This is a genomic window from Hyalangium gracile, from assembly GCF_020103725.1.
In the GTDB taxonomy this organism is placed as follows: domain Bacteria; phylum Myxococcota; class Myxococcia; order Myxococcales; family Myxococcaceae; genus Hyalangium; species Hyalangium gracile.
In genome coordinates this window covers 322,800-346,585 of record NZ_JAHXBG010000011.1, presented here as the reverse complement: position 1 = coordinate 346,585, position 23,786 = coordinate 322,800, and the positions used below count along the sequence as shown (strand labels likewise).

Genomic DNA, 23,786 nt, shown 5'->3' with positions numbered 1-23,786 from the left:
AGCACCTTGGTGATGGCGGCGGTCAGCGACGTCTTCCCGTGGTCCACGTGACCGATGGTCCCGATGTTCACGTGGGGCTTGGACCTGTCGAACTTCTCCTTGGCCATGACGCTCCTCTAAGAAGAAATGGAGCCCTGAACCAGGATTGAACTGGTGACCTCATCCTTACCAAGGATGCGCTCTGCCAACTGAGCTATCAGGGCTTGGATCTGCACTACAACGGGTTGGAGCGGGAAATGGGACTCGAACCCACGACATTCAGCTTGGAAGGCTGACGCTCTACCAACTGAGCTATTCCCGCGTTGACCGATGGAGGGAGATGGATTCGAACCATCGAAGGCGTAGAGCCGGCAGATTTACAGTCTGCTCCCTTTGGCCGCTTGGGTATCCCTCCGTAAGCTTTTTTTCGACTGCCTGCTTCTACCACGGACCGCTACTTTTTCTTCCGGGCCCTCATCCCGCGGCCCCCATCTATGGCCGGCGGCGGGACTTGAACCCGCGACCTACTGATTACAAATCAGTTGCTCTACCGACTGAGCTACACCGGCATTACTCCGGCTGCTACCTCGCCCTGCCCCATCCACTCCCACGGGGCCGTCAACCACCCGGCTTCCGGCGTCGAAAGGCGGGCCCTTTTAGAGACCCTGACCGCCTGAAGTCAAGGAGATTGATCCTTGGGGCCTGGCGCGTCCGTCCCCCCCACACCCCGCTGGCGAGCAACCTCGTATAGCAGAACGGCAGCCGAGACGGACGCGTTGAGTGAACCCACCTGACCTGCCATGGGAATCCGCAGGCGGAAGTCGCAGTGCTTGAGCACCCCTTCTCGCACCCCTGCTCCCTCGGCGCCCACCACGAGCGCCAGCGGGCCGTCCAGGCGGGCCTTCCAGAGGGGCTCCTTCGCCTCGGGGTCCGCCGCCGCCACCCACACCCCCGCCTCCTTCAGTTCCTCCAGGGCGCGGGAAATGTTCACCACCCGAGCGATGGGGCAGTGCTCCACCGCTCCCGCCGAGGCCTTGGCCACCACGCCTGTCACCGGCACCGCCCGGTCCTTGCCCATGACCACCCCGTGGGCCCCCAGCGCATGCGCCGAGCGGATGATGGCCCCCAGGTTGTGCGGGTCCTGGATGCCGTCCAGGACCACGATCAAGGCTGGCCGCCCGCTCTCCTGGGCAGCATCGAGCACGTCTGACAGCTCCGCGTACGGGAAGCCGCGCAGCTCCGCCACCACGCCTTGATGGACGCCTCCGTCGGCGAGCGTCGCCAGGCGCTCTCGCACCACCCGCTCCACCCGGATGCCCGCATCGCGGGCGCGGCTGAGGATCTCCGCCGCGGCCCTCGAGCCGAGCTGCCCCTCGGTGATGTAGAGGCGCTCCATCTCGTCCGAGCGCACCCTGAGTGCCTCCAGGACCGGGTTCACTCCGTAGACGTAGCGTTCGCTGCGCTCTCGGTGCTCACCACGCTCGCGTGACTCACCACGCTCACGTGGCTCGGCACGCTCACGGTGCTCACTCCGCTCACGCTGCTCGCTGCGCTCACGTGACGGGCGGCGCTCCCGCCGCTCGCCACCCCGGGGAGGACGATCACGCATAGAGCTACTGGACCTCGACGGGAATGGAGAAGGTCTTCTGCTGACGGGCGCAGATCTTCTCCGTGCAGATGAAGAAGGTGAGCTTCGCGTCCACCGTGCCCTTGCCCGCCGCCGCCGCCGTGAAGGGCACCTCGAAGCGCGGGTCCACGAAGGCCTGGCCCTCGGCCTTCTTCGCCACCGAGTCCTCGCGGCCCAGCTGCTCCTTCGCCGGGCTGAGCTGCGTGCCCTTCAGCTGCAGCTTCAGCGGCGCTTCGTCCGAGACATGAGCACCCGCCTTGCTCTTGATGGCCAGCACGAAGACGCCCTTCTCGCCGGCCTTCAGCTTCGTGGACGTGCCCTCGGTGCTGACCTCGTAGAGCGAGGCGGGATCCACCTCGTCCGCGGCGCGGGCCTGAGTCCAGGCAAGGGCCACCCACAGGGCGGTGATGGGAGCAAGACGGCGCAGGTGAAGCATGGGACGTTCTCCTCGGTAGGCTGGCCAGGGTATAGCCACCCTTCCGACGCTCGGGGAGCCTTTTCTCTTCATCCTCGCTCCGAAGAGGCCTTCCGGGAGGGCCGCCCCGCGACCTTCCGACGAGGCGCTTCTCTCTTTCCAACAGGCGCACTCACGGGCGCCTTGACTCCCCCTGGCTCCTGCTCCTCCACCCGAGGCGCTCCCGCTACCAGCGCTTCCGCGCGCTCGATGATGGGCGTCGCCAGGTCCATCCCCGTCGCGGCCTCCATCTCCGGGAGCGCCGGGGAACTGTTCACTTCGAAGACCTTGGGCTGCCCCTTCACGTCCAGCAGATCCACCGCCGCCACCTCCAGCCCCACCAGCCGTGCCGTCCGCTCCGCCGTCACCCGGCAGGCATCCGACAGGACGATGCCCTCCAGCCGCGCTCCCTTGATGAGCGTGTGAGACAGCCGCCCTACCCTCGGCCGCCGCTCCACCGCCGCCACCGCGCGGCCTCCCACCACGAGCACCCGGATGTCCTGCCCCGTCTTCTGCACGTACTGCTGCATCACCAGGTTGTGCCCGAGCCCCAGCACCGCCTCCAGCGCGGCTTCCAGGGACTGAAGGCTCTCACACACCATCACCCCGTGCTTCTCCTGCCCCTGCAGGAGCTTCACCAGCACCGGCACCCCTCCCACCAGCCCCACCATGGCCTTCAGGTCCGCCGCGTCTCGCGCCATCACCGTGGACGGAATGTCGATGCCGTTGGCCGACAGCAGCTGCAGCGAGCGCATCTTGTTGCGCGACTGCGCGATGGCCTGCGCCGTGTTCATCAGCGGCACGCCCCGGATCCCGAACTGGTTCACCACCGCGAGCCCATAGCTGTTGATGGACTGCGCGATGCGCGGGAGCACCACGTCACACGGCGGCAGCTTCTTGCGCTTGTAGAAGAGGCTCGCGCTGCTCCCGTCCAGGTGCATGTCCACCCGCCCGGGGTTCAACACGCGGGCCTGATGGCCTCTCGCGCGCGCGGCTTCGACCAGACGCCGGGTGGACGGGATGGATGCGGAGCGCGAGAGGATCGTGATCTTCATGGGCAGGGCGGCGACCCGACTCCTCTTAATCGCCGCCCCGCGCCGGGTAAAGCAACCTCGGGCTACTTCCGCTGAACCGCTCGGGCCTCCAACTTGATCGGGTTCTGATCCGTCGAGGCCAGGATGGCCTCACACGTCGAGCCCTGGAACTGCACGCCCGCGGCCGTCAGCCTCCACGTGTTGTCGCCCGCAGCCACCGGCTTGTCATTCACATAGACAACAATCAGGCCGGGCTCCGAAGGCGCCTGGGCCGGATCCAGCGCGAGCAGGCAGGGGTCCGTGTTGCCCACCAGGTCGATGATCTGCCGAAGCGCATTGGCCAGCTCCGCCTGGTTGGCCGCCTGGTAGAAGCGCTTGCCGCACAGCTTCGTGGTCGGATCACACGTATCACCCGCGCCGCAGGCATTGGCATCGTCCCGGCAGTTGCGCGCGAAGCCACCCGCCTCCGCCATCGCGTTGAGCGTGGCGGGGCCAGCCCCCTCGGCCGTCTCGGCGCCGAAGCCAATCACGATGGTCTGGATGTCCTTCTGCGAGCGCAGATCGGCCACCGCCGTGGCCGAGACATCCTTGTCCAGGCACCCGTACCGCTCGACGCTGGCGGACGTGCACGAGGTCAGGGTGCACTGGCACGCCTGGGGGTTCGCGATGCCCGAGTTGGGGTTATCCGGGTTGCAGTTGGGCAGACCATCCGTCAGCAGCAGGATGAAGTCCTTGCGCTCCGCGGTCTGCAGGTCCGCCTGATTACCCACGAACTTGAGGCTCACGCTCGTCGGCGTACCGCCCACCGGAGAGCCCGTCCCGCTGTTCGGGATGCTAAGAATCACGTCCGAGATGCTCTTGGCGGCCGCCTGAAGCCCCGCCGTGTTCGAGTCTTCGAGCTGTGGGATCGCAATACGCACCGACGTCGATGCCCCGCACTGGCCCGCAGTCGAGGTTCCCGTCGGCTGCGGATAGGTCGTCAGCCCCATGCGCGCCGTAGCCCCGTTGGCCTGAAGGAAGGTCGCCATGGCGCCCTGCAGCTCGCTCCACCGCGTGGGGCACGTGTTGATGTTGCAGTCCGCGCCGCTGCGCGGATCGCCGCAGGGATAGCCGCTCGGCGTCTGGCAGGCCGCGAGCGACGGGTTCACCGGCAGCTTCATCGAGCCGGAGGTGTCCAGCAGCACCATCAGGTTGGGCTTCGACGACTTGGCCGTGATCACGTCACCCACCGTCGTCTGCGCGAGGGCGAGTGGCTCCACCGGCTCGAAGTCGTACGTCTGGCAGGCCGACACGAGCGCGCCCCCGACGATACCGACGGCGAGAGCGCTCAGAAGGGTCAACTTGGCGCGCATACTGTGCTTTCTTCCTCAGGCGGGTACCGGCACCCGCAGCTCGAACAGGGAAAAACAACCCCGAGAGAGTATCTGGCCCCCGGCACTCCGGCTACAGCCTCACAGGAGTACACCCGCGATTCGAATGAAGTGAAGCTGTGAAGTTCCAATCCAAACCGAAGGCGCTCAGAGGGCAAGCGTCCGGGCGCCTTCCGTGAGCCGCCAGAGCGAGGCCAAGCCCATCACCTCGTCCAGGGTGCCGGCCAGCTCCTGTGGGACGAATCCGCAGATACGCACCGTGGTGTCGCAGGCGATGAGCTTCGCTCCCAGCGCTCGGGCCTCCTCGAGCATCCGCGCCGGCGTGGGCACTCCCATGCCCTCCGCACGAGCACTCTCGGCCCGCTCCTTCTCGCTGTGTGGCAGGCCGAACGTGCCCCGCACGAGCTGGCGCAGCGCATCGAAGGCGAAGACGAAGTACACCTCGTCGCCCATCGCCGTCGCGGTGATGCCCATCGAGGCCGCCTGGAACGCGGGCTCGTAGGTGGCGTGCTGCAGGAAGAAGAAGACGCGTCCGGCCATTCGGCCCCTGAACATACCGGCCAGCCCGCGCGCTTCAACTATCCACTTCCAGCGAAAGTGACCTGACGGGTCGAGCCCAACCGCCCGCCTGGCATATAACCCTCGAACTCGACCGCAGGAGCCTCGCATGACGATGCCGCCAGCCCCTCCCGGTGCGTGCCGCACGGGCACCGCCTCCGTGAAGCGGGGGGCCGTCGCTCTCGCCGCCGTGCTCCTCTTCGGCCACGGGCCCCTGCTCCAGGCCGCTCCCGCCGAGCCTTCCTCGCAGGCCCCCTCGGCTCCGCCTCCTCAGGCGCTGCGCGCGGAGGTGGTCTCCCTGCTCGAGCGGCCCGATGCGTTCCCTCCCTATGAGGCGCGCTGGAAGCCCCTGGGTCCCGCGGCGCTCGGCGTCCTCGAGGAGCTGGCTTCCAATCCGAAAGCGCCCCCGCCCCAGCGCACCCACGCCGTGACTTCCATGGCCGCCGTGGATCATCCGCAGGCCACCGACCACCTGCGCTCCCTGCTCCAGGACACCCAGACCGAGCCTCCCCTTCGCGCCAGCGCCGCGACCGCCCTCAGCCTCCGCGTCGGCTCCGAGGCCATCCCGGCCCTGCTCCCCTTACTTCAGGACCGCGACGGTCATGTCCGGAAGGCCGTGGCCCGTGCGCTCGGTCGCCTGGGCGGCCCCCAGGTTCAGCAGGCCCTCGAAGAGCGCCTCCCCGAAGAGCAGGACCCGCTCGTCCGAGAGGCGCTCCAGCAGGCCCTCACCTTCAGCGTGCCCTGAGCACCCACCGGGCGCCCTCTCCACTTCCAGGCTCGCTTCAGGCATGGCCTTCCGTTAGATGGGGGGCATGCGTCCGACCGTGCTCCTCTTCGACATCGACGGCACCCTCGTCACCACCGGTGGCGCGGGGCGCCGCGCCATCTCGCGCTCCTTCGAGAAGCTCCATGGCCGCCTCGACGCCTGTGACTCCTTCAGCCTGTCCGGGATGACCGACCGCGCCATCGTTCGCAAGGCCCTGGGCATCATCGGCGTCGAGGCCACTCCCGAGGCCATCGACGCCGTCATCGACGGATACCTCTCGTTCCTCAACGAAGAGGTGAAGCGGACCGAGGACCGGCTCTACTTCGTCCATGCCGGCATGCGCGAGGCCGTGGCCGAGGCTCGCTCCCGCTCTGGCATCGCCGTGGGGCTCGGCACCGGCAATGTGCGCGAGGGCGCTCGCGTCAAGCTGGAGCGCGTGGGCATCTACGAGCAGTTCGCCTTCGGCGGCTTCGGGTGCGACCACGAGGACCGTGTGGAGCTCATCCGCCATGGGGCTCGCTGCGGCGCTCAGCTCCTCGACGCTCCCCTGGAGAAGTGCCGCGTGGTCGTCATCGGCGATACCCCCAAGGATGTCTTCGCCGCCAAGGGCATTGGCGCGATCTGCATCGGCGTGGGCACCGGCAACTTCACCCCCCAGGCCCTCATCGAGGCCGGCGCCGACTTCGCCTTCCCTGACTTCACCTCGCAGGGCGCGCTCGACGCGCTCCTGCAGGGTCGCTGACGCTCGCTCCCCTGCTCCGAGGCGCCGCCGGGTGTGGTATCTCCGCCACCCTCCGAGGAGCCCCATCGCATGTCGCTGTCCACGCTGGAAGCCTACGATCTCATCCGCTTCGCCGAGGCGTTCGAGGCCCGACTCGTCACCGCCAGTGACACCCTCATGGACAGAGAGGGTCTCGAGCCCGAGAAGGAGTGGATGGCCACCGCCCTCAAGCTCGTCCGCACCAGCCTGGCTCCCGCCCCGGCCCTGCTCGAGCGCGCCAAGGACCTGCCCGAGCTCGAAGAGGCTCGCGAGGAGTTCTCCTTCCAGCAGCAGAACCTCTGGGTGGATGCCCTGGAGAAGCTCCACGCCGGCATCACCTTCTGCGCCAGCAGCCGCGCCCCCGTCATCGAGGCCCTCTTCCCCCACCTCAAGTTCCCCCAGCTCCGCCGCGCGCCCCAGGACACCGTCAACGAGTTCGCCAGCGCGTATGACCGGCGCTACAAGTCCAGCTACGTCACCCGCATCTTCGCCCAGGACGACTTCTCCTTCGTTCGTCCCGTCGTGGACCAGGTGGCCAGAGCCTTCGCCGCGTGGCAGGCGAGCCTCAACCCCGCGAGCCTCTCCGACGCGCAGCTGGCTCCGCTGCGCTCCGAGTTGATCTCCGTCGGCTCCCGACTGGATGTCGCCGTGCGCCAGGCGCGGCTGCTCGCCGAGGCCGCGCTCGTGCCCCTGGCGGGTGCCTTCGACGCCTCGGGGCTCGCCGCCAAGCCCAAGCGCCGCGCCGGCCGGGGACTGCCCTTCGGCTTCGAGGAGATCAGCTCGGAGCCTTCTCCCGAGGAGCCGGGTGACGAAGTGCCCGCCGAGGCCTCGGACACTCCCGCTCAGGCGGCTTCCGAGCCTGCCGCTCCTCCTCCCGAGGCTCCCGCGCCCGAGGCTCCCGCGCCCGAGGCTCCCGCTGAGGCGGCCCCCGCTGAGACTGCTCCGGCCGAGACCGCACCCGCCGAGGCCACAACAACCGCCGAGGCCGCCACCTCCGACGCCAAGCCGGCCCGCAGGGGCCGCAAGAAGGCCGAGCCCAAGCCTCCCCCCGAGACGCCCTGAGCGTCACCCCGCCTCTCGCTAGAGAATCGGCCATGCCCGAAGTCGCCCTCCCCATCGACCCGCTCCTTCCGGAGATCGTCGCCACGCTGCGCGGCGCGCGGTCGCTCGTGCTGGAGGCCCCTCCGGGCGCGGGCAAGACGACCCGGGTGCCTCGCGCCCTGCTCGAGGCCGGGCTCTCTCCGGGCAAGGAGATCGTCGTCCTCCAGCCCCGGCGACTCCCCACCCGCCTTGCCGCTCAGCGCGTGTCGGAGGAGATCGGCGAGCGCGTCGGCGAGACCGTCGGCTACCAGGTCCGCTTCGAGGACGTTCGCGGCCCGAAAACCCGGCTGTCCTTCGTCACCGAGGGCGTCCTCGGTCGCCGCCTGCTCACCGACCCCCAGCTCAAGGATGTGGGCATCGTCGTCCTCGATGAGTTCCACGAGCGCCACCTCTCGGCGGACATCTCGCTCGCCATGCTGCGCCGGCTCCAGGAGGGCCCTCGGCCCGACCTCAAGCTCGTCGTCATGTCCGCGACGCTCGATGCCGAGCCCATCCGCGCCTACCTCGGTGGCTGCCCCCGCCTGCGCTCCGAAGGCCGTCGCTTCGACGTCAGCCTGGAGTATCTGCCCACCGCCGACGACCGCCACCTCGATGCCCAGGTGCTCTCGGCCATCAAGCGCATCTTCACCGCCGGCCTGGATGGCGATGTGCTCGTCTTCCTCCCGGGCGCCAATGAGATCCGCCGCGCTCGCGATGCCTGCTCCGAGTTCGCCGAGCGCCATGGCGCGGACGTGCTCCCCCTGCACGGTGACCTGTCTCCCGCCGAGCAGGACCGCGCCGTGCGCCGCAGCTCCCGCCGGAAGATCATCCTCTCCACCAACGTGGCCGAGACGTCCGTCACCATCGACGGCGTCGCCGTGGTCATCGACAGTGGACTGGCTCGCGTGGCCTCGCACTCGCCCTGGTCCGGCCTGCCCACGCTCAAGCTCTCCAAGGTGAGCCGCGCCTCCGCCACCCAGCGCGCGGGCCGTGCCGGCCGTACCCGCTCCGGCCACTGCGTGCGCCTCTACACCCAGCACGACTTCGACGGCCGCCCCGAGCAGGACGCCCCGGAGATCCGCCGGGTGGATCTCGCCGAGACCGTGCTCGCCCTGCGCGCCTCGGGCGTTCGGGACCTCTCCTCCTTCCCCTTCTTCGAGCCGCCTCCCGCCGCCGCGCTCGAGGCCGCCGAGACGCTGCTGCGCCGGCTCGGGGCCGTGGACTCCGAGGGCCGCGTCACGGAGATCGGCCAGCGCCTCCTACGCTTCCCCCTCCACCCGCGCCAGGCCCGCATCATCGTCGAGGGCGAACGCCGGGGCGTGGGCGCCGATGCCGCCGTGCTCGCCGCCCTCATGGGCGAGCGGGACATCCGCCGCGAGGCTCGCGCCAACCTGAGCGGCCCCGGTCGCTCGGCCGCCGTCGTCAGCGGGCCCTCGGATCTGCTCGAGCTCCTGGAGCGCTTCCGCGAGGCCGAGCGCGCCGACTTCGCCTCTGGCCGTCTCCACTCGCTCTCCCTGGAGCCCGGCGCCGTCCAGGCGGTGGACCGGGTGCAGCGCCAGCTCCGCCGCGCCGTGCGCGACAAGGGCTCACGACCCGAGCGCCCCGAGGCTCGCGAAGAGGCGCTGATGCTCAGCGCGCTCGCCGGCTACCCGGATCGCGTCGCGAAGCGGCGCAGGCCCCGCGCCCCGGAGCTCCTCCTCTTCGGCGGTGGCACCGCGTCGCTCTCCGAGATGAGCGTGGTGCAGGACGCCGAGCTGATGATCGCCGTCGACGCCGAGGAGCGCCCCGGCAAGGGCGCCGTCGTCCGGCTCGCCAGCGCCGTGGAGCCCGAGTGGCTCCTGGATCTCTACCCGGAGGCCCTGGAGGAGATGGACGCCCTCCAGTGGAACTCCGAGGCCCGCCGCGTCGAGCGCATCACCCGCCTGGCCTACGGCAACCTCGTGCTCGAGGAGACCCGAACCCCGGCCCCGCCCTCCGAGGAGACCGCTCGGGTGCTGGTGGAGGCCGCGCTCGCCGCAGGCCCGGAGCGCTTCGCCGATCCCGAGGCCCTGACGCAGTGGCGCACCCGCGTGGCCCTCGTCGCCGAGGCCTTCCCGCAGGCCAGCTTCCCCACCGTGGACAACACCTTCCTGCGCGACTCGCTGGCCTCCCTGTGCTCCGGGGCACGCAGCTTCGCGGACCTGGAGGGCGTCTCCCTGCTGGATGCGCTCTACGCGCGCCTCACCTCCGAGCAGGCGCGGCTGCTGTCCAACCACGCCCCCGAGCGCGTCACCCTCCCCGGAGGCCGCAGCGTCAAGGTTCACTACGAGCCGGGCAAGCCTCCCTGGGTGGAGTCCCGCCTCCAGGACTTCTTCGGGATGGCCCAGGGCCCCAGCGTCTGCGCCGGCCGCGTGCCCCTGGTGCTGCACCTGCTGGCACCCAACATGCGCGCCGTCCAGGTGACGACCGATCTCGCCGGCTTCTGGGAGCGGCACTACCCGGCCATCCGCAAGGAGCTGTGCCGCAAGTACCCCCGGCACAGCTGGCCCGAGGATCCGCGCCACGCGCAGCCTCCCGCGCCGCGCCCTCCGCGCCGCTGAGCCTCAGAACTTCTTCTGCATCTCCAAGTGCTCGATGCCGCCTTCCATGAAGACGGCGCCCAGCGGCTCGTAGCCGTGCTTCTTGTAGAAATCGAGCGCGAACAGCTGCGCGTGCAGCTTGATGCCGGTGACGCCTCGGCGCCTGGCCTCCTCCTCCAGCGCCGTGAGCAGCTTGGAGCCCACGCGCGCCTTGCGGTGCGACTGGAGCACCGCCATGCGGCCGATCTGCGCCCAGGTGCCCGCCTGCCCGTCCGGTGCCTGCGGCAACATCACCAGGCGGCCCGTGCCGATGGCATGGCCTCCCTGGAACGCGAGCACGTGGTAGGCCTTGGCGTCCTCGGCGTCGCGCTCGATGCCCTCGGGGACGTGCTGCTCCTCAATGAAGACCACCTCGCGGATGGCCAACGATTGAAACAGCTCCGCCTCGTTCTGGATGGGGCTGATGGTGACGGGCTGGATGTTCTCCGAGTCGGGCATGTCCCTGGCAAGGTACACAAAAGCCTGCACCGCAAACAGTCGGAAAAGACGCCGGGCGTGATAAGGGCCTGGGCTCGCGATGACCCCTCCCCAGGTCGCCGGGCGGATACCGCTCGTCGGCTTCTACCTCCTCTACTTCGGCACGGTGGGCATCACCCAGCCCTTCCTGCCCGCCTACCTGCGCTCTCTCGCCCTCTCGACGACCCAGGTGGGGGTCCTTCTGGCCCTCTCGCCCCTGGCATCCCTGCTCTCCCCTCCACTCTGGGGGCTCCTGGCCGACCGCACGGGCCGGCTCGGCCACGTGCTCACCGTCATCGCCGTGGGCGCCGCCCTCTGCTTCGCCCCGCTGCTGCGGGTGGACAGCTTCCCCGCGCTCATCGCGACGCTCGCCGCCTATGCCTTCTTTGCCTCCTCCGTTACCCCCATGGTGGACAGCCTCGCCCTCAACCATGTGGCCCGGAAGGGTGGCAGCTATGCCCACCTGCGCATCTTCGGCTCGGTTGGCTTCATCCTGTGCACCACCACCTTCGGTTTGCTCGTCCGCCAGGTGGATCGCTCCACCATCATCGTCTCCGTGGCGCTGCTGAGCATGCTGGCCATCTGGAGCTTCTCCCTGCGCTCGCAGACGCCGCCGGGCGCGAGGCCCCACCCGCTGGCGGGCCTCCAGCTGGTGCGCGACAACAAGGATCTGCGCTGGCTGCTGGCGGCCACCTGCCTGCACTGGATGGCCTGCACGCCCTACAACGGCATGCTGGCCATTCATGTCCTGTCGCTCGGACTGCCTCCTTCAGTGGTAGGCCTCTGCGCGGGGCTCGGCGTGACGGCGGAGGTGGCGGCCTTGCTCCTGTACCCCCGCCTCGCCGAGCACATCGCCCCCCGGCACCTGCTCTGCCTCGCCTTCACCCTGAGTGCGCTGCGCTGGGGCGGCATGGCGCTCGTGTCTTCCCCCATCCCCCTGGTGGCGCTCAGCCTGCTCCACTCGATGACCTTCGGCATCTTCTACGTCTCCAGCGTGGCCTTCATGGCGCGCCGCGTCCCCGAGCACCTGCGCGCCTCCGGCCAGGGAATCTTCGCCGCGGTCACCTTCGGCATCGGCGGCCTCATCGGCTTCACCTCCTCCGGTGCGGGCTACTCGCTGCTCGGCAGCGGACACGCGCTCTTCGCAGTGGCCGGGGTGCTCGAAGTCATCGCTGCCCTGCTCGTCCTCCAGGCCTCCCCCGCCCCGGCCCCCACGACGCCAACCGAGGCCATGAAGCCCGGCGCTCCGTGATAAACTGGGGTTGATGCGACCCGTACTGCTCGCCCTTGCCCTCAGCCTGCTGTCCCTGCCGGCCTCCGCCCAGCTCTTCAACCCGGGCTCCCCGCCCCTCTTCAAGGAGGAGGAGCTCGACAGGCGCTTCACCAAGTCGAAGCTCCACCAGTCCCTGCTCCAGGGGACCAAGGACCCCAACTGCGCCCAGGTGCTCGGCGGCCTGCTGACGCTGCTGGGTGAGACGGCGCCCTACTTCCACAAGCGCGACGAGAACTTCTACCTGGATCCCATGCTGACCCAGGCGCTGAGCTATCAGCTCTCCAACGCGCGGTTCCCGGGCTCCACCTACTTCGTGGCCATGGTCCGCAGGGTGCTCATCGATCGCAAGCTGCCCCTGGACTGGCTCGACACCGCCGTCGCGCTGGCGCCGTACTACCCCGCCATGGACCTGAACAAGCTGCGCTTCCTGTCCGAGGGCGTGAAGCCCATCGACAGCTTCTTCTTCACCCTGCCCATCCTGCGCGAGCGCTACGAGGTGGAGGTGCTGCGGGCCAACAGCTCCGCCATCAGCACCGCCGAGGGCGTCTTCCGCGACGCCTATGTGGACCGCGAGGTCGTCTTCGGCGGGCTCGCCTTCATCGACGCCGGGCTCGAGAAGAAGAAGAAGGTCAAGAAGAAGAAGGGCGCGCCGGTGGACGACGAGCCCCCCGCCATGATCGCCCGGCTCATCTGGTTCCCGCCGGATCCGACCGCCGGCCAGCTGCAGATCTACGGCGGCCAGGTCGAGAAGCCCAAGGGCGTGAACATCACCGCCCGGCTGGCGGAGAAGCAGTACATCAACCTCGATCAGATCCCCCGAGGGACCCGGATGCTCGTGCGGGGCCGGCTCTGGGAGTACAAGAAGGGCATCACGGACGTGGAGATCCGCGACGCGCTCATCTTCGAGGACCGGGACTTCTCCCAGGGCGTCCTGCTCGTGGACCCCAACGTCACCGCCGCCTGCCCGGTGGCCTACAACGAGCTCACCGGCGTGGCGCCCGCCCAGCCCGGCGGCTTCGGCCGACGCTGAGCACCGTCCACGGCTTCGGACGGACCGTCCACCGCGGGGACGCTCGCCCCGGGGCTTCCCCAGGCACTGCCCCTGGCATGCCCCATGCTCCCGTCACGGCTGCACCCCAGCCGTGAGGAGTTCATGAAGGTCGACGGTCCTGATCACCCCGCGCCAGCCCGGCCCACGCCGGCACCCGGCCAGTTCCAGCGAGCACTCCAGAAGGCCGCAGCCCCTCCGGCCACCTCGCGGCCTCCCACGGGCTCCCGGCTCCCCGGCTCCCCGACGCCGATCAAGTCACCGCCCCGGCCTTCCGTTCCTCCCCAGAGCAGCTCGCCGCTTCCCCGGAGCGCCGCGCCGCTTCCCGTCGGCACCTCCCGTCCTCCCGGCACCGCCTTCGCCAGCGCCCCGGTGCTCGCCACGACCCGGAGCGCGATCGCCAGCCCGGAGAACCTCGGGCTCGCCCGCCAGGCGATGCACGGCGAGGCCGGCCGGCTCAGGGCCGCCCGCACCGAGTCCCAGGCGGCCACCCAGGAGAAGACGGAGCACCGCCTCTCCGAGCTGATCTCCCGAGAGCTGACCCGACCGCTCCGCTCCGAGCCGGCGCCTGCTCCCGCGGCCCATGCCCCCGCTCCACCTCCCGAGGCCTCCAAGGCGTCCACGCCCACGGAGGGCATCGCCACCTCGGGCGCGTCGCATCTTGCCGGCGCAGGCGCAGGCCCGGCCCCTTCCGAGGCCCCCAACACCCAGCTCAAGGTCCAGGCCACGCTGGAGCTCATCGAGAAGATCGAGCTGTTCGTCCAGGCCCAGCGGCCCGCGCTGCGCATGAGCCTCGGCTCGCCGCTGTCGGCCACGGTGGAGGTGGAGCGGACGGGGCCGCGCGAGGTGGCGCTGCGCATCCAGGGGCGCCATGGCCCGCTCGCCCAGGAGGACCTCGCGCGCATCCGGGATGAGCTGGGAGCCCGGGGGCTGAGGCTGCGCTCCCTGCGCGCGGAGTAGCCCGAAACACCGAGGGCCCTCACGCCCGGAGGCGGAGAGCCCTCGTCACTGCGAGGAGCCGAGCGCTGGCTAGCCCTTGCCGCCGGGCTTCATGCTCAGCAGACCGCGCTTGCCCTGCTTGTCCTTGTACTCGTCGGCGTCCGGAGGGCCTTCCTTCTTCTCCGCGATGTTCGGCCACTTCGTCGCCAGGTCCGCGTTCAGCGCCTTGTACTCCATCCACTTCTCGGGCAGCTCCGTCTCCGGGAAGATGGCCTTGGTGGGGCACACCGGCTCGCAGGCACCGCAATCGATGCACTCATCCGGGTGGATGACGAGGAAGTTCTCTCCCTCGTAGAAACAGTTGACCGGGCACACCTCGACACAGTCGGTGTACTTGCACCTGATGCAAGGCTCGGCGACGACGTAAGCCATCGATGAATCTCCTCAACGCGGACAGTCCGTGGCCGCGCACACTAAACGGTTTCTAGCAGGGGCCGCACCTGAATTCAGGGGGCCTGGCCCTCAGCCCAGCAGGCCCTGGGCCTTCATCAGCTCGGCGACCAGGATGGCTCCCTTGGCTGCTCCCATCTTCGTGTTGTGGGAGACGAGCACGTACTTGAAGCCGTTCTCCAGCACCCCGTCCTCGCGCACCCGGCCCACCGTGGTGGCCATGCCGCCGTGCGTGTCCCGGTCCAGCCGGGGCTGCGGACGGTAGGGGTCGTCCAGGACCTCGATCCAGCGCGACTGCGGCGGAGCGGACGGCAGGCCGCGTGCCACCTCGGCGCCCTTCCACTCGCGCATGGCGGCCACCACCTCGTCCACCGTGGCCTTGCGGCCCAGCGAGACGAAGACGGACTCGGTGTGGCCCTCGAGCACCGCCACGCGCGTGCACGTGCAGGACACCTTCACGTCATGGCCGGCGATGGACGCGCCGTCCGCCTGCAGCGAGCCGAGGATCTTCTTCGTCTCCACCTCGACCTTGTGCTCCTCCTTGGGGATGAAGGGGATGACGTTGTCCAGGATGTCCAGGCCGATGACGCCCGGCGAGCGGCCCGCGCCCGACATGGCCTGCAGGCTCGTCATCAGCACGGCCTTGACGCCGAAGCGCTCGGCCAGCGGCGCCAGCGTGACGGCCAGGCCCGTGGTGGTGCAGTTGGGGATGGGGACGATGAAGCCCTTGAAGCCCCGGCGGCGCTGCTGCTCGCGCACCAGCGGTGCGTGGGCGGCGTTCACGGGGGGAATCAGCAGCGGAACGTCCGCCTCGTAGCGGTAGGCGCTCGCGGCCGAGAACACGGGGATGTCCCGGGCCAGGCGCGGCTCGAGATCCTTGGCCACGTCCGACTCCACCGCCGAGAAGGCGATGTCGTAGTCCTTGCCCTTCACGTCATCGCCGCTGATCACGGTCATCTTCGCCACGGCGGCCGAGAGCGGCTCGGGGACGAACCACGCGGTCATCCCGTTGGCGGTGCGCAGCGCCTCGGCGTACGACTTGCCCGCCGAGCGCGGCGAGGCGGCGAGGCCCGTCAGCTCGATGAAGGGGTGGTTCTGGAGGGCGGCGATGAACTGCTGGCCCGCAAGGCCAGTAGCGCCAATCAGGACGGCGCGGAGCTTCGACATGGTGCGTTATCTCCCGTGATTCGCCGCTGCTTAGCACCGTTCGGCAGCTTGATGCGAGCCGTTCAGGGACGGAGTCGGGCACAGGTGCCGTTCGGTCGGGAAGCCCTCGGCCACCCAGGCCTGGATGCCCCCGTCCAGACAGACGGCGTTGCGCCCGCGCATCAGCAGCAAGCGGGCGAGGCGGCATACATCCTCCCAGTCCTCCTCACAGCCACAGAGGACGATCAGCTCGTCGTCCGGGAGGATGAACAAGTCCCTGGCCACCTCTTCCGGCGTCATCCGGAGAGAGCCGGGGATGTGGAACTCGATCCGCTCCCAGCGATCTGGGGGGCGACAGTCGAGCACCAGGACATCGTCGTCCCCAAGCCTGAGGTACAGCTCGGCGCAGGGGATACGAACCTCCATGAGGGACCTCCACCTCGAACTACCCTTAGGTCCAACCCAGAGTGTGATGGACCCCTTCCAGACCGCCTGCCTGCCTGCCTCTGCTCGGGGAGTCCCTGCCGCGCCTCACAGCCCCAGCTGCCTGGCGATGATCTCGTTCATCACCTCGCTGGTGCCCCCCCCGATGGGGCCCAGGCGAGCGTCCCGCCAGTGCCGCTGGATATCGTACTCCATCATGTAGCCGGCTCCGCCGTGGAGCTGGAGGCACGCGTCCGCCACGCGACAGGCCGTCTCGGTGGCGACCTTCTTGGCCATGGAAGTCTGTGCCACAGCGAACTGTCCGCCCACGTGGAGGCGCAGCGCGTGGTACGTGAGCTGGCGCGCGCACTCGAATTCCGTGAAGAGGTCGGCCAGCTTGTGGCGCACCACCTGGAACTGGTGGAGCCCCTGGCCGAAGGCGCGCCGCTGCTTCACGTAGGCCATCGTCTTCTCGAGCATGTCCTCGATGGCCCCGAGCGCGCCCAGGGCGAGCGACAGGCGCTCCCACTGGAAGTTGCCCATGATCTGGTAGAAGCCCTGCCCCTCCTGGCCGAGGAGGTTCTCGGCGGGCACGCGGCAGTCCTCGAAGAACAGCTCCGCGGTGTCCGAGGCGCGCCAGCCGAGCTTCTGCAGCTTGCGCCCCACGCTGAAGCCCGGCATGCCCTTCTCGAGGATGAGCATGGACAGGCCCTTGTGGCCGGCCTTCGGGTCCGTCTTCACCGCGCAGACGAGGAAGTCCGCGCGCACCCCGTTGGTGATGTAGATCTTCGAGCCGTTGACGACGTAGTGGTCCCCGTCGCGCACGGCGGTGGTGCGCAGGCCGGCCACATCCGAGCCGGCGTCGGGCTCGGTGATGGCCAGGGCGCCGATCTTCTCGCCTCGGATGGCGGGGGCCAGGAAGCGCCGCTTCTGCTCATCCGTGCCGAACAGGTGGAGCGGCCCGGTGGAGATGGTGAACTGGGCGGCCAGGCCGGCGGAGACGCCGCCCGAGCCGCAGCGCCCCAGCTCCTCCAGGAGCACTGCCTCGTACAGCTCCCCGGCGGCCGTGCCCCCGTACGCTTCGGGGTACTTGAGCCCCAGGAAGCCGAGCTCGCCAAAGCGGCGGTAGAGCTCCCGGGGGAACTCCTCCCGGGCCTCCCACTCCTGGGCATGAGGGAGGAGCTCCTTCTCGACGACCGCACGCACCGTGCGGCGGAACGCCTCGTGCTCCTCCTGGTACAGTCCGTAACCGTGCAGCATCCGCGCACCCCTCTCTGGTGGGCATGTGTGTCCCACGGCGATGGTAATGGAGGAGGAGGCGGCGGGTGGGCGCTGTTGCTTCCTTGACCGGCCCGAGCCGGCTTGCGTATAAGACCGTCCCCGATTCGTGGCGCCATAGCCAAGTGGTAAGGCAAGGGTCTGCAAAACCCTCATTCCCCGGTTCGAATCCGGGTGGCGCCTCAAAAGCAAAGGCCCGATGCGAGCACCTGCCGCATCGGGCCTTCGTCTTTCCGGGGCCTGGAGCAGGCCGCCCGTACCCCGGGGGTGGCCCGATCAGCCACGAGCAGCGGAGCGGCGCCGACGGGTGCCGCTCCACCCCAGCCACAGCAGCACGATCCACCCCGCCTCGAAACGGGAGCTGCCGCAGCCGCAGCCGCTGGAGGAGCCCGGCACGGCCTGCCACGAGGCCCGCATGTCGGAGCCTACCATGCTCACCTGCAGCCCCGAGGGCGGAGGCAGCACCCCCTTCAGGCAATGAGCCTGCTCCGACCAGGAGGTCAGAGCAGGCTCAGGTGCTGGCGAACCAGGGCCCGCCAGCGCTCCACTCTACTGCTTCCTCAGCAGCCCACTTCCACCGCGCCGATGTCCGGAGCGCTGCCGCAGAACGGCAGGCCCACGTCCGTGCCTCGGTCCACCGCCAGGGTGGCCGGCGCGAAGTCCGGCGCCACGGCCGTGTCGCCCGTGGTCGAGGTGGTGTCCCCCGCCGCCTGCTTGAAGGCCTCCCACCCCACCATCACTCCCGCCGACTTGAACTGCGCCGACGCGGGGAAGAGGTTGAAGCCCATCTTCATCCCCGGACGCTGGGGCCCCAGGTTCACCGCCACCGGGCTGTCGATGATGTTGTTCTCCACCCGGGGGCTCTCCGTGGCGCCACCCGTGCCCTGGCCGATGACGAGCGCCGCGCCCGCCGCTCGCGTGATGGTGTTGTTCACCACCAGCGCGCCCTTGGAGTTCTCCAGGCGGATGCCCGTGCCCTCGCCGCCACCCTCGGTGGTGAGATCGTGGACGCGGTTGCGCCGGATGACGATGCCCGTGGGCACCGGGCCCTGGTGGTTGCCGCCCACCGAGATGCCCTTGCCCGAGTCGTACACCTCGTTGTCCTCGATGAGCACGTTGCGCGCGGACATGTGCACCACCAGCGCGTCACCCTTGGCCGTCGACGTCGGCTTGAAGTCGTGCATCCGGTTGTTGCGGATGACCACGTCGTAGCAGGTCTTGATGTCCACCGCGTTCTCGCGGTTGGCGTAGAAGTGGTTGTTCTCCACCACGAGCCCCTGCGCCGGCGGCAGGTTGCTGAAGCCCTCGGGCCCCAGGCACTGCACCGAGTCACCCGAGTTGTCGTGGATGTCGTTGTTGCGCACGGTGATGTCGCGCGACGTGGGCTGCACCACCACGCCGTGCGAGTCCAGGTCGCCCCAGTTCTTCACGAAGTCGTGGATGTGGTTGTTCTCGATGGTCGCGCCCTTGGCCTTGTTGAACGTCGTGATCGCCCCGCCCGTCGTTCCGTGGTGCAGCTCCGAGTTGGCCAGCACCGAGCCGGTGACGTCTCCCTCGAAGGAGACGGCGAACGTCGGCTGGCGCTGCACGTCGATCTCGAAGCCGTCGATGATCCAGTTCGGCCGGAGCACCTGCACCAGCGCGCCCGTTCCGGGGCCCGGGGTGATGCGCGGCTTGCCCTCGCCCTGGAGGGTGATCTTCGCGTCGGCCGTGCCCGCCTTCACGGCGGTGCCCAGGATGACGCGCTCGGCATACGTGCCGGCCAGGACGCGGATGAGATCGCCCGGCCCCGCCACGCTGGCGGCCTTGGAGATGGTCCGGAAGGGGCTCGCGGCGGTGCCCTCCGCGGTGTCGCTGCCCGAGGCGCTCACCACCCACTCGCGGCCCACCTTGGCCGCGGGCGGCGCGGGCTCGTCGGCGTGCGTGGGCGGCTGGGGAGAGGGCTGCGCGATCGGCGTGTGCCCCTCGTGAGCGGGAAGGTCCGCCACCGGGGTGTCCGGGACGGGCTGCGCGCCAATGGGAGCAGGCTGGCCCGGGGCCCCGCCCGTCGAGGGCGTCCCCGGAGTCGTCGGAGCAGCACCGGTGCTCGGCACGGCACCGCGAGGCTCCCCTGCGATGCGCTGCGCACCGGTGTCGCTTCCGCCGGCGGAATCGCCGGGCTGACAGGCCCACAGACCCATCGAGAGCAGGCAGGCGGCCAGGAGTGCCGCCGGAAACTTCCGCATTCAGTTGCCTCCGTGAAGTTCGATGAGCAGGGGCAACGCGCGGCAGGGGCCGCCCTATTCGCCTCGGAGTTCGCAGGGCGGGCGGTCAGGCGAGGGCCTGAAGTGGCGGCCTGACGGACAGGCGAGTACGGTCGTCCCGCCGTGCACAAGGCCGTCACTGTCCTCCTCACGCTGCTCCTCTCCGCCTGCGCCAGTGCGCCGCGGCCGGCGAGCGACCCGCGTACTCCGCCCCCCGCCCCCGCGCCCCCGGCTCCGAAGGCCGACGCGAGCGTTCCTCCTCCGCTACCCGAGGCGCCAACGCCCCATGGGCTGCCCTCTCCCACGGAGGTGAAGCGGCTCGACTTCCGCGGCGGCGAGCCCCAGGTGCCGATCCGCCTCATGGAGGGTCGCCCCGAGGTGACGTTCTCACCGCGCGCGCGGATGCGGCTGCGCTTCGGTGGACCGGATGAGAAGGTGCTGGTGGCCCCCTCCGGCTCGGTGTGGAAGGTCCGGGTGACGGATGGGACACCCGCGGTGCTCAGCGCGAGCATCCAGCTGGGAGAGTTCCGGTTCTCGGACAAGGCCGGGCTGGCGGAGGAGCAACAGGCGTGGCAGGCGCGCGGGCTGGCCACGCGCGTCCAGGTGCTCGGCTCGCTCTATGGAATCGCCGGCAAGGTGATCGACAACCGCCGCTACCTGCTGCTGGTGGACGAGGAGCTCACCCCGGAGAAGGCGGCGGAGCGGCAGGCGGAGCTGCTGCGCCAGTTCGGCGTGCGGACGACGCTCTTCGAGGAGGTGCGGACGCCGGCGCGCGGCATCCTCGAGGTGCGAGACGCGGCGGGCAGCGTGATGGGGCTGGCGCAGGACTCGCTGCTCGCGGAGACGACGGATGCCTCCGGCTTCGACGTGCGGCAGGTGGAGTACCACGTGGGCTACGAGAACCACGGCTTCGAGGACCGCAGCTACCGCGGCGCGCTGCAGCTCACCGTGGATCGCTTCGGCACGCTGGCGGTGGTGAACGTGGTGAGGCTGGAGGATCTGCTCAAGGGGCTGGTGCCCTCGGAGATCTACGCGCGCGCGCACATGGAGGCGCTCAAGGCCCAGGCGGTGACGGCGCGGGGCGAGGTGCTCGCCAAGGTGGGCACCAAGCACCTGGCGGATCCGTACCTGCTGTGCTCCGAGCAGCACTGCGCCGTGTACCGGGGCCGCACCGGCGAGGCCGCCAGCACCACCACCGCGGTGGAGGCCACTCGGGGCGAGGCCCTCTTCTCCCAGAACGGGCGGCTGGTGGACTCCGTCTACAGCGCGGTGTGCGGCGGCCACACGGAGCACAACGAGGTGGTGTGGGGCGGCCCTCCGGATCCGAGCCTGCGCGGCCAGCCGGACCTGCTCGAGCCTCCCGACGGGCTGCCGGGCCCCGCCGACCTGGAGGCGTTCCTGAGCACCCCGGATCTGCCGGCGGCATGCCGGCTCTCCAGCTTCGCGCAGCCGAACAAGTTCCGCTGGGAGAAGTCCTTCACCGCCGCGCAGGTGAACGCCTTCACGGAGGGGCTCAAGATCGGCCCGGTGCAGGCCATGAAGCTCTCCGAGCGAGGGGTGTCCGGCCGGGCCCGCGTGCTGACGATCTCCGGCGAGAAGGGCGCCACCCAGATCCGCGGCGAGCTGAACATCCGCAGGCTCTTCGGGATGCTCAACAGCAGCATGGCGGTGGTGGAGCCCACGCGGGATGGCGAGGGCCGCATCACCGGCTGGCGGTTCCGGGGCGGCGGCTGGGGCCACGGCGTGGGGATGTGTCAGACAGGCGCCATCGGGCGGGCCGAGGCCGGCCAGCGCTACCTGGACATCCTGCGCCACTACTACAACGGCGCGGAGGTGGCGCCCATCTACTGAGCCTCCGAGCGGTTGCGGCGGTCCCCTGCCCCCTCCCTCCCGAGGGAGCAGGACGTGCGTCCCCCCCTTCCCCGCTCGATTTTCGACCCTCTTCGCGGAAAATTTCCGTGGTCTCCTGTTCTCCTGGCGACGGCTCGGGAGTAGCTAGAGGCTTCAAGGGTTATCATTCAGCACGTGGCCACGCACACATCGGCTCCAGACAGGCGCAGGCGCAGGCGGGAGGGGCCTGGACGGTCCCTCGTGGCCTTGCTGCTCGCCCTGCTGGCCCATGGTGTCTTCGTCGGGCTGCTGCTGCTGCTGTCCTACATCGAGGTGCACCTGCCCCCGGCCGAGAAGCGGCTGACGCGGCCCCCGAGCTCCGTCGCCATGCGGCCGCTGTCCGCGGATCAGTGGGCGAAGAACCGCGGCGAGTCCAAGCCCGCCAAGTCCACCGTCACCGAGCGCCCCCGCCTCGAGAAGAAGAAGGAGGAGGAGAAGAAGAAGGACGAGAAGCGGCCCGATGGACAGGTGGTGGACGTGGCCAAGGGCAACGAGCAGAAGGCCCCGGACGCCAAGTATCTGGCCGAGCAGGACAACAAGGTGGAGAAGGAGACGAAGGCCCGGGAGCAGACGCCCTTCTACCGCAACGCCATGCCGCAGCGGACGGCGAACCAGTCCCGCGACGGCGTGGGCAACCAGACCGAGGAGCAGCCCCAGGTGGCGGGCAACAACGGCGTGGGCTCGGACGACCAGCCCATGAGCCCAGGAGATCGCAAGCCGGCCTTCGAGGTCCCCGACGCCCACCGCAAGCAGGAGATCGCGCTGAAGACGGAGCCGGACTCGCAGGGCCCGGGCATGCAGGTGCCCAACCGCAACGAGAGCGACGAGGTGAAGGGCAACTCCAAGCGGCTGAACATCCAGCAGGGCTCCGGCCTGGGTGACACGGCGGGCTCCAGCGGCCGCGCGGGGCTGCCTGGAGTGGCCACGCTGATGCCGTCGCAGGCGGTGATGGACAAGCTCATCGGCGCGGCGCCCAATGATCACCTCAAGGACGCCGAGGAGGGCGACGGCACCTTCCTCAACACCCGCGAGTGGAAGTACGCCAGCTTCTTCAACCGCGTGAAGCAGAACGTGGGCATGCACTGGAACCCCAACGGCGAGCTGCGCCGGAGGGATCCCACGGGCGCCATCTACAGCGGGCGGGATCGCTACACCCTGGTCAACGTGACGCTGGATCAGAAGGGCATGGTGCAGGACATCCGGGTGGAGAAGAGCAGCGGCCTAGACTTCCTGGATCTGGAGGCCATCGCCTCGTTCCAGCGGGCGCAGCCCTTCCCCAACCCGCCGGCCGGGTTGCTGGACTCGGACGCCACGGTGCGCTTCTCCTTTGGCTTCTTCCTGGAGATGGGCGGCGGCCCGCGGATGCGCCTGTTCCGGCAGTCCAACTGACAGTTGATCACTCCGCACTCGCGGTCAGCCCCCCGGGGCAGGTAGGGTTGGGGCTCCGTGGAAGCCTCCCTTTCCAACCGCCAGGACGCCCACGCGGAGCGCAGCCGGAAGGTCCGGCAGGTGCTTGCGGGCATCCTCGTCGCCAACTGGGCGGTGGCCATCGCCAAGCTCCTCTTCGGGCTGGCGGCCCAGTCCGCCTCGGTGACGGCGGACGGCCTGCACTCGTTCATCGATGGGAGCTCCAACATCCTGGGGCTGGTGGCCATGGCGGCGGCGGCCCGGCCCGCGGACGAGGACCACCCGTACGGCCACGGCAAGTTCGAGGCGATTGCCTCGCTGGGCATCGGGGCGATGATTGGCATCGGCATGCTGGAGCTGGGGCGCATGGCGCTCGACTCGCTGCTGCATGACAAGCATGCCCAGGTGACGCCGCTCATGGCGGGGGTGATGGTGTTCACCCTGGTGGTGAACCTGGTCGTCACGCGCGTGGAGCGGCACTACGGCGAGCGGCTGAAGAGCACGCTGCTGCTGGCGGACGCCAACCACACGCTCTCGGACGTGTTCGTCACCCTGGCGGTGCTGCTCTCGCTGGGGCTGGTGTGGCTGGGCTACCCTCGAGCCGATGGCGTGGTGGCGCTGCTGGTGATGATCTTCGTGGCCTACGTGGCGTACGGCATCGTCCGCCAGGCGGTGGGCATCCTCTCGGACACGGCGCGGCTGGACGCGGCGCGGGTGGGCCAGCTCACCATGGGCGTGCCGGGAGTGCTGTCCTGCCGGGACGTGCGCAGCCGAGGCATGGAGGACAGCGTCTACGTGGACTTGAAGATCGAGGTGGACCCGCAGCTCACCACGGCCCAGGCGCACGAAGTGGCGGACCAGGTGGAGCACCGGCTCCACGCCTCGTTCCCCCAGGTGGTGGACGTGGTGGTGCACGTGGAGCCCGCGCGAGCTTCGGGCTCGCTGCCAGCGCATTGACGTGAAACCCCCGTTGTTCCGAGGAGAGCC

23 protein-coding genes and 5 tRNA genes are annotated in these 23,786 nt (G+C 69.7%); 11 read left to right on the top strand and 17 right to left on the bottom strand.

Annotated features, from left to right (window positions below; all coding sequences use genetic code 11):
* The 10 genes from KY572_RS24130 to KY572_RS24085 all read right to left on the bottom strand — a co-directional run.
* A partial coding sequence (locus tag KY572_RS24130) for a GTP-binding protein (RefSeq protein WP_224245305.1) occupies nucleotides 1-107 on the bottom strand: 107 nt, incomplete at its 3' end.
* 20 nt (nucleotides 108-127) lie between these two features.
* Nucleotides 128-203: transfer RNA gene (locus tag KY572_RS24125), tRNA-Thr, on the bottom strand.
* A 22-nt stretch (nucleotides 204-225) separates the two neighbouring features.
* Nucleotides 226-301: transfer RNA gene (locus tag KY572_RS24120), tRNA-Gly, on the bottom strand.
* 9 nt (nucleotides 302-310) lie between these two features.
* Nucleotides 311-394 (bottom strand) — tRNA-Tyr (locus KY572_RS24115).
* Nucleotides 395-475: 81 nt separating this feature from the next.
* Nucleotides 476-548, bottom strand: a tRNA-Thr gene (locus KY572_RS24110).
* A 110-nt stretch (nucleotides 549-658) separates the two neighbouring features.
* Nucleotides 659-1,588, bottom strand: a complete 930-nt coding sequence (gene rlmB / locus KY572_RS24105) for a 23S rRNA (guanosine(2251)-2'-O)-methyltransferase RlmB (protein WP_407659990.1) — start codon at nucleotides 1,586-1,588, stop codon at nucleotides 659-661.
* Nucleotides 1,589-1,592: 4 nt separating this feature from the next.
* Nucleotides 1,593-2,042 (bottom strand): hypothetical protein, encoded by a 450-nt coding sequence (locus KY572_RS24100; RefSeq protein WP_224245295.1) that lies wholly within the window; start codon nucleotides 2,040-2,042, stop codon nucleotides 1,593-1,595.
* Between the two features lie 68 nt (nucleotides 2,043-2,110).
* On the bottom strand, nucleotides 2,111-3,115 hold the full coding sequence (locus tag KY572_RS24095; protein ID WP_224245294.1) for an ATP-grasp domain-containing protein: 1,005 nt from the start codon (nucleotides 3,113-3,115) through the stop codon (nucleotides 2,111-2,113).
* 62 nt (nucleotides 3,116-3,177) lie between these two features.
* Nucleotides 3,178-4,446: an adventurous gliding motility lipoprotein CglB gene (gene cglB, locus KY572_RS24090; protein ID WP_224245293.1), complete on the bottom strand. Its 1,269-nt coding sequence runs from the start codon at nucleotides 4,444-4,446 to the stop codon at nucleotides 3,178-3,180.
* Nucleotides 4,447-4,611: 165 nt separating this feature from the next.
* The gene (locus tag KY572_RS24085) at nucleotides 4,612-5,004 is read right to left on the bottom strand and encodes a DsrE family protein (protein ID WP_224245292.1); all 393 of its coding nucleotides are present in this window, start codon (nucleotides 5,002-5,004) and stop codon (nucleotides 4,612-4,614) included.
* Between the two features lie 127 nt (nucleotides 5,005-5,131).
* Here KY572_RS24085 and KY572_RS24080 point away from each other — a divergent pair, with 127 nt between their 5' ends.
* The 4 genes from KY572_RS24080 to hrpB all read left to right on the top strand — a co-directional run bounded on the left by KY572_RS24080 (nucleotide 5,132) and on the right by hrpB (nucleotide 10,207).
* Nucleotides 5,132-5,767, top strand: coding sequence for a HEAT repeat domain-containing protein (locus KY572_RS24080; RefSeq protein WP_224245291.1), 636 nt, complete (start codon nucleotides 5,132-5,134; stop codon nucleotides 5,765-5,767).
* A 58-nt stretch (nucleotides 5,768-5,825) separates the two neighbouring features.
* Nucleotides 5,826-6,530 carry an HAD family hydrolase gene (locus tag KY572_RS24075; protein ID WP_224245290.1) on the top strand — a complete coding sequence of 235 codons (705 nt, stop codon included), beginning with the start codon at nucleotides 5,826-5,828 and terminating at the stop codon, nucleotides 6,528-6,530.
* Nucleotides 6,531-6,599: 69 nt separating this feature from the next.
* Entirely contained in the window at nucleotides 6,600-7,610 is a 1,011-nt protein-coding gene (locus KY572_RS24070; RefSeq protein WP_224245289.1) for a hypothetical protein, read from the top strand.
* 32 nt (nucleotides 7,611-7,642) lie between these two features.
* A complete protein-coding gene (gene hrpB / locus KY572_RS24065; RefSeq protein WP_224245288.1) occupies nucleotides 7,643-10,207 on the top strand; it encodes an ATP-dependent helicase HrpB in 2,565 nt (854 codons plus the stop codon).
* 3 nt (nucleotides 10,208-10,210) lie between these two features.
* On the opposite strand, the gene KY572_RS24060 is transcribed toward hrpB, so the two are convergent.
* Complete coding sequence (locus KY572_RS24060) at nucleotides 10,211-10,684, bottom strand: GNAT family N-acetyltransferase (protein ID WP_224245287.1); 474 nt, start codon at nucleotides 10,682-10,684, stop codon at nucleotides 10,211-10,213.
* A 79-nt stretch (nucleotides 10,685-10,763) separates the two neighbouring features.
* On the opposite strand from KY572_RS24060, the gene KY572_RS24055 reads away from it, so the two are divergent.
* The 3 genes from KY572_RS24055 to KY572_RS24045 all read left to right on the top strand — a co-directional run bounded on the left by KY572_RS24055 (nucleotide 10,764) and on the right by KY572_RS24045 (nucleotide 13,983).
* A complete protein-coding gene (locus KY572_RS24055; protein ID WP_224245286.1) occupies nucleotides 10,764-11,954 on the top strand; it encodes an MFS transporter in 1,191 nt (396 codons plus the stop codon).
* Nucleotides 11,955-11,967: 13 nt separating this feature from the next.
* Nucleotides 11,968-13,005, top strand: coding sequence for a hypothetical protein (locus KY572_RS24050; RefSeq protein ID WP_224245304.1), 1,038 nt, complete (start codon nucleotides 11,968-11,970; stop codon nucleotides 13,003-13,005).
* Nucleotides 13,006-13,128: 123 nt separating this feature from the next.
* Nucleotides 13,129-13,983, top strand: coding sequence for a hypothetical protein (locus KY572_RS24045; protein ID WP_224245285.1), 855 nt, complete (start codon nucleotides 13,129-13,131; stop codon nucleotides 13,981-13,983).
* 69 nt (nucleotides 13,984-14,052) lie between these two features.
* On the opposite strand, the gene fdxA is transcribed toward KY572_RS24045, so the two are convergent.
* The 4 genes from fdxA to KY572_RS24025 all read right to left on the bottom strand — a co-directional run bounded on the left by fdxA (nucleotide 14,053) and on the right by KY572_RS24025 (nucleotide 17,241).
* A complete protein-coding gene (gene fdxA, locus KY572_RS24040) occupies nucleotides 14,053-14,394 on the bottom strand; it encodes a ferredoxin FdxA (protein WP_224245284.1) in 342 nt (113 codons plus the stop codon).
* 90 nt (nucleotides 14,395-14,484) lie between these two features.
* The gene (asd, locus tag KY572_RS24035) at nucleotides 14,485-15,579 is read right to left on the bottom strand and encodes an aspartate-semialdehyde dehydrogenase (RefSeq protein WP_224245283.1); all 1,095 of its coding nucleotides are present in this window, start codon (nucleotides 15,577-15,579) and stop codon (nucleotides 14,485-14,487) included.
* A 30-nt stretch (nucleotides 15,580-15,609) separates the two neighbouring features.
* Complete coding sequence (locus KY572_RS24030; protein ID WP_224245282.1) at nucleotides 15,610-15,984, bottom strand: rhodanese-like domain-containing protein; 375 nt, start codon at nucleotides 15,982-15,984, stop codon at nucleotides 15,610-15,612.
* 105 nt (nucleotides 15,985-16,089) lie between these two features.
* Nucleotides 16,090-17,241: an acyl-CoA dehydrogenase family protein gene (locus KY572_RS24025; RefSeq protein ID WP_224245281.1), complete on the bottom strand. Its 1,152-nt coding sequence runs from the start codon at nucleotides 17,239-17,241 to the stop codon at nucleotides 16,090-16,092.
* 129 nt (nucleotides 17,242-17,370) lie between these two features.
* On the opposite strand from KY572_RS24025, the gene KY572_RS24020 reads away from it, so the two are divergent.
* A tRNA-Cys gene (locus KY572_RS24020) sits at nucleotides 17,371-17,442 on the top strand.
* Nucleotides 17,443-17,535: 93 nt separating this feature from the next.
* On the opposite strand, the gene KY572_RS24015 is transcribed toward KY572_RS24020, so the two are convergent.
* Nucleotides 17,536-17,691, bottom strand: coding sequence for a hypothetical protein (locus KY572_RS24015; protein WP_224245280.1), 156 nt, complete (start codon nucleotides 17,689-17,691; stop codon nucleotides 17,536-17,538).
* A gap of 128 nt (nucleotides 17,692-17,819) precedes the next feature.
* A complete protein-coding gene (locus KY572_RS24010; protein ID WP_224245279.1) occupies nucleotides 17,820-19,484 on the bottom strand; it encodes a right-handed parallel beta-helix repeat-containing protein in 1,665 nt (554 codons plus the stop codon).
* Nucleotides 19,485-19,625: 141 nt separating this feature from the next.
* Between KY572_RS24010 and KY572_RS24005 the strand changes: the two genes are divergently transcribed.
* The 3 genes from KY572_RS24005 to KY572_RS23995 all read left to right on the top strand — a co-directional run bounded on the left by KY572_RS24005 (nucleotide 19,626) and on the right by KY572_RS23995 (nucleotide 23,756).
* A complete protein-coding gene (locus tag KY572_RS24005; protein WP_224245278.1) occupies nucleotides 19,626-21,353 on the top strand; it encodes a SpoIID/LytB domain-containing protein in 1,728 nt (575 codons plus the stop codon).
* Nucleotides 21,354-21,602: 249 nt separating this feature from the next.
* Nucleotides 21,603-22,781, top strand: a complete 1,179-nt coding sequence (locus KY572_RS24000; protein WP_224245303.1) for an energy transducer TonB — start codon at nucleotides 21,603-21,605, stop codon at nucleotides 22,779-22,781.
* 57 nt (nucleotides 22,782-22,838) lie between these two features.
* A complete protein-coding gene (locus KY572_RS23995) occupies nucleotides 22,839-23,756 on the top strand; it encodes a cation diffusion facilitator family transporter (protein ID WP_224245277.1) in 918 nt (305 codons plus the stop codon).
* Nucleotides 23,757-23,786 lie beyond the last annotated feature (30 nt).

What these genes read in the sequence shown, in the direction of transcription:
- KY572_RS24060 (WP_224245287.1), bottom strand. Translation starts at nt 10,684, where the DNA reads ATGCCCGACTCGGAGAACATCCAGCCCGTCACCATCAGCCCCATCCAG.
- KY572_RS24100 (WP_224245295.1), bottom strand. Translation starts at nt 2,042, where the DNA reads ATGCTTCACCTGCGCCGTCTTGCTCCCATCACCGCCCTGTGGGTGGCC.
- fdxA (WP_224245284.1), bottom strand. Translation starts at nt 14,394, where the DNA reads ATGGCTTACGTCGTCGCCGAGCCTTGCATCAGGTGCAAGTACACCGAC.
- KY572_RS24050 (WP_224245304.1), top strand. Translation starts at nt 11,968, where the DNA reads ATGCGACCCGTACTGCTCGCCCTTGCCCTCAGCCTGCTGTCCCTGCCG.
- hrpB (WP_224245288.1), top strand. Translation starts at nt 7,643, where the DNA reads ATGCCCGAAGTCGCCCTCCCCATCGACCCGCTCCTTCCGGAGATCGTC.
- KY572_RS24075 (WP_224245290.1), top strand. Translation starts at nt 5,826, where the DNA reads ATGGGGGGCATGCGTCCGACCGTGCTCCTCTTCGACATCGACGGCACC.
- KY572_RS24080 (WP_224245291.1), top strand. Translation starts at nt 5,132, where the DNA reads ATGACGATGCCGCCAGCCCCTCCCGGTGCGTGCCGCACGGGCACCGCC.
- KY572_RS24045 (WP_224245285.1), top strand. Translation starts at nt 13,129, where the DNA reads ATGAAGGTCGACGGTCCTGATCACCCCGCGCCAGCCCGGCCCACGCCG.
- KY572_RS24095 (WP_224245294.1), bottom strand. Translation starts at nt 3,115, where the DNA reads ATGAAGATCACGATCCTCTCGCGCTCCGCATCCATCCCGTCCACCCGG.
- rlmB (WP_407659990.1), bottom strand. Translation starts at nt 1,588, where the DNA reads ATGCGTGATCGTCCTCCCCGGGGTGGCGAGCGGCGGGAGCGCCGCCCG.
- KY572_RS24010 (WP_224245279.1), bottom strand. Translation starts at nt 19,484, where the DNA reads ATGCGGAAGTTTCCGGCGGCACTCCTGGCCGCCTGCCTGCTCTCGATG.
- KY572_RS24025 (WP_224245281.1), bottom strand. Translation starts at nt 17,241, where the DNA reads ATGCTGCACGGTTACGGACTGTACCAGGAGGAGCACGAGGCGTTCCGC.
- KY572_RS24030 (WP_224245282.1), bottom strand. Translation starts at nt 15,984, where the DNA reads ATGGAGGTTCGTATCCCCTGCGCCGAGCTGTACCTCAGGCTTGGGGAC.
- cglB (WP_224245293.1), bottom strand. Translation starts at nt 4,446, where the DNA reads ATGCGCGCCAAGTTGACCCTTCTGAGCGCTCTCGCCGTCGGTATCGTC.
- asd (WP_224245283.1), bottom strand. Translation starts at nt 15,579, where the DNA reads ATGTCGAAGCTCCGCGCCGTCCTGATTGGCGCTACTGGCCTTGCGGGC.
- KY572_RS24015 (WP_224245280.1), bottom strand. Translation starts at nt 17,691, where the DNA reads ATGGTAGGCTCCGACATGCGGGCCTCGTGGCAGGCCGTGCCGGGCTCC.
- KY572_RS24055 (WP_224245286.1), top strand. Translation starts at nt 10,764, where the DNA reads ATGACCCCTCCCCAGGTCGCCGGGCGGATACCGCTCGTCGGCTTCTAC.
- KY572_RS24070 (WP_224245289.1), top strand. Translation starts at nt 6,600, where the DNA reads ATGTCGCTGTCCACGCTGGAAGCCTACGATCTCATCCGCTTCGCCGAG.
- KY572_RS24085 (WP_224245292.1), bottom strand. Translation starts at nt 5,004, where the DNA reads ATGGCCGGACGCGTCTTCTTCTTCCTGCAGCACGCCACCTACGAGCCC.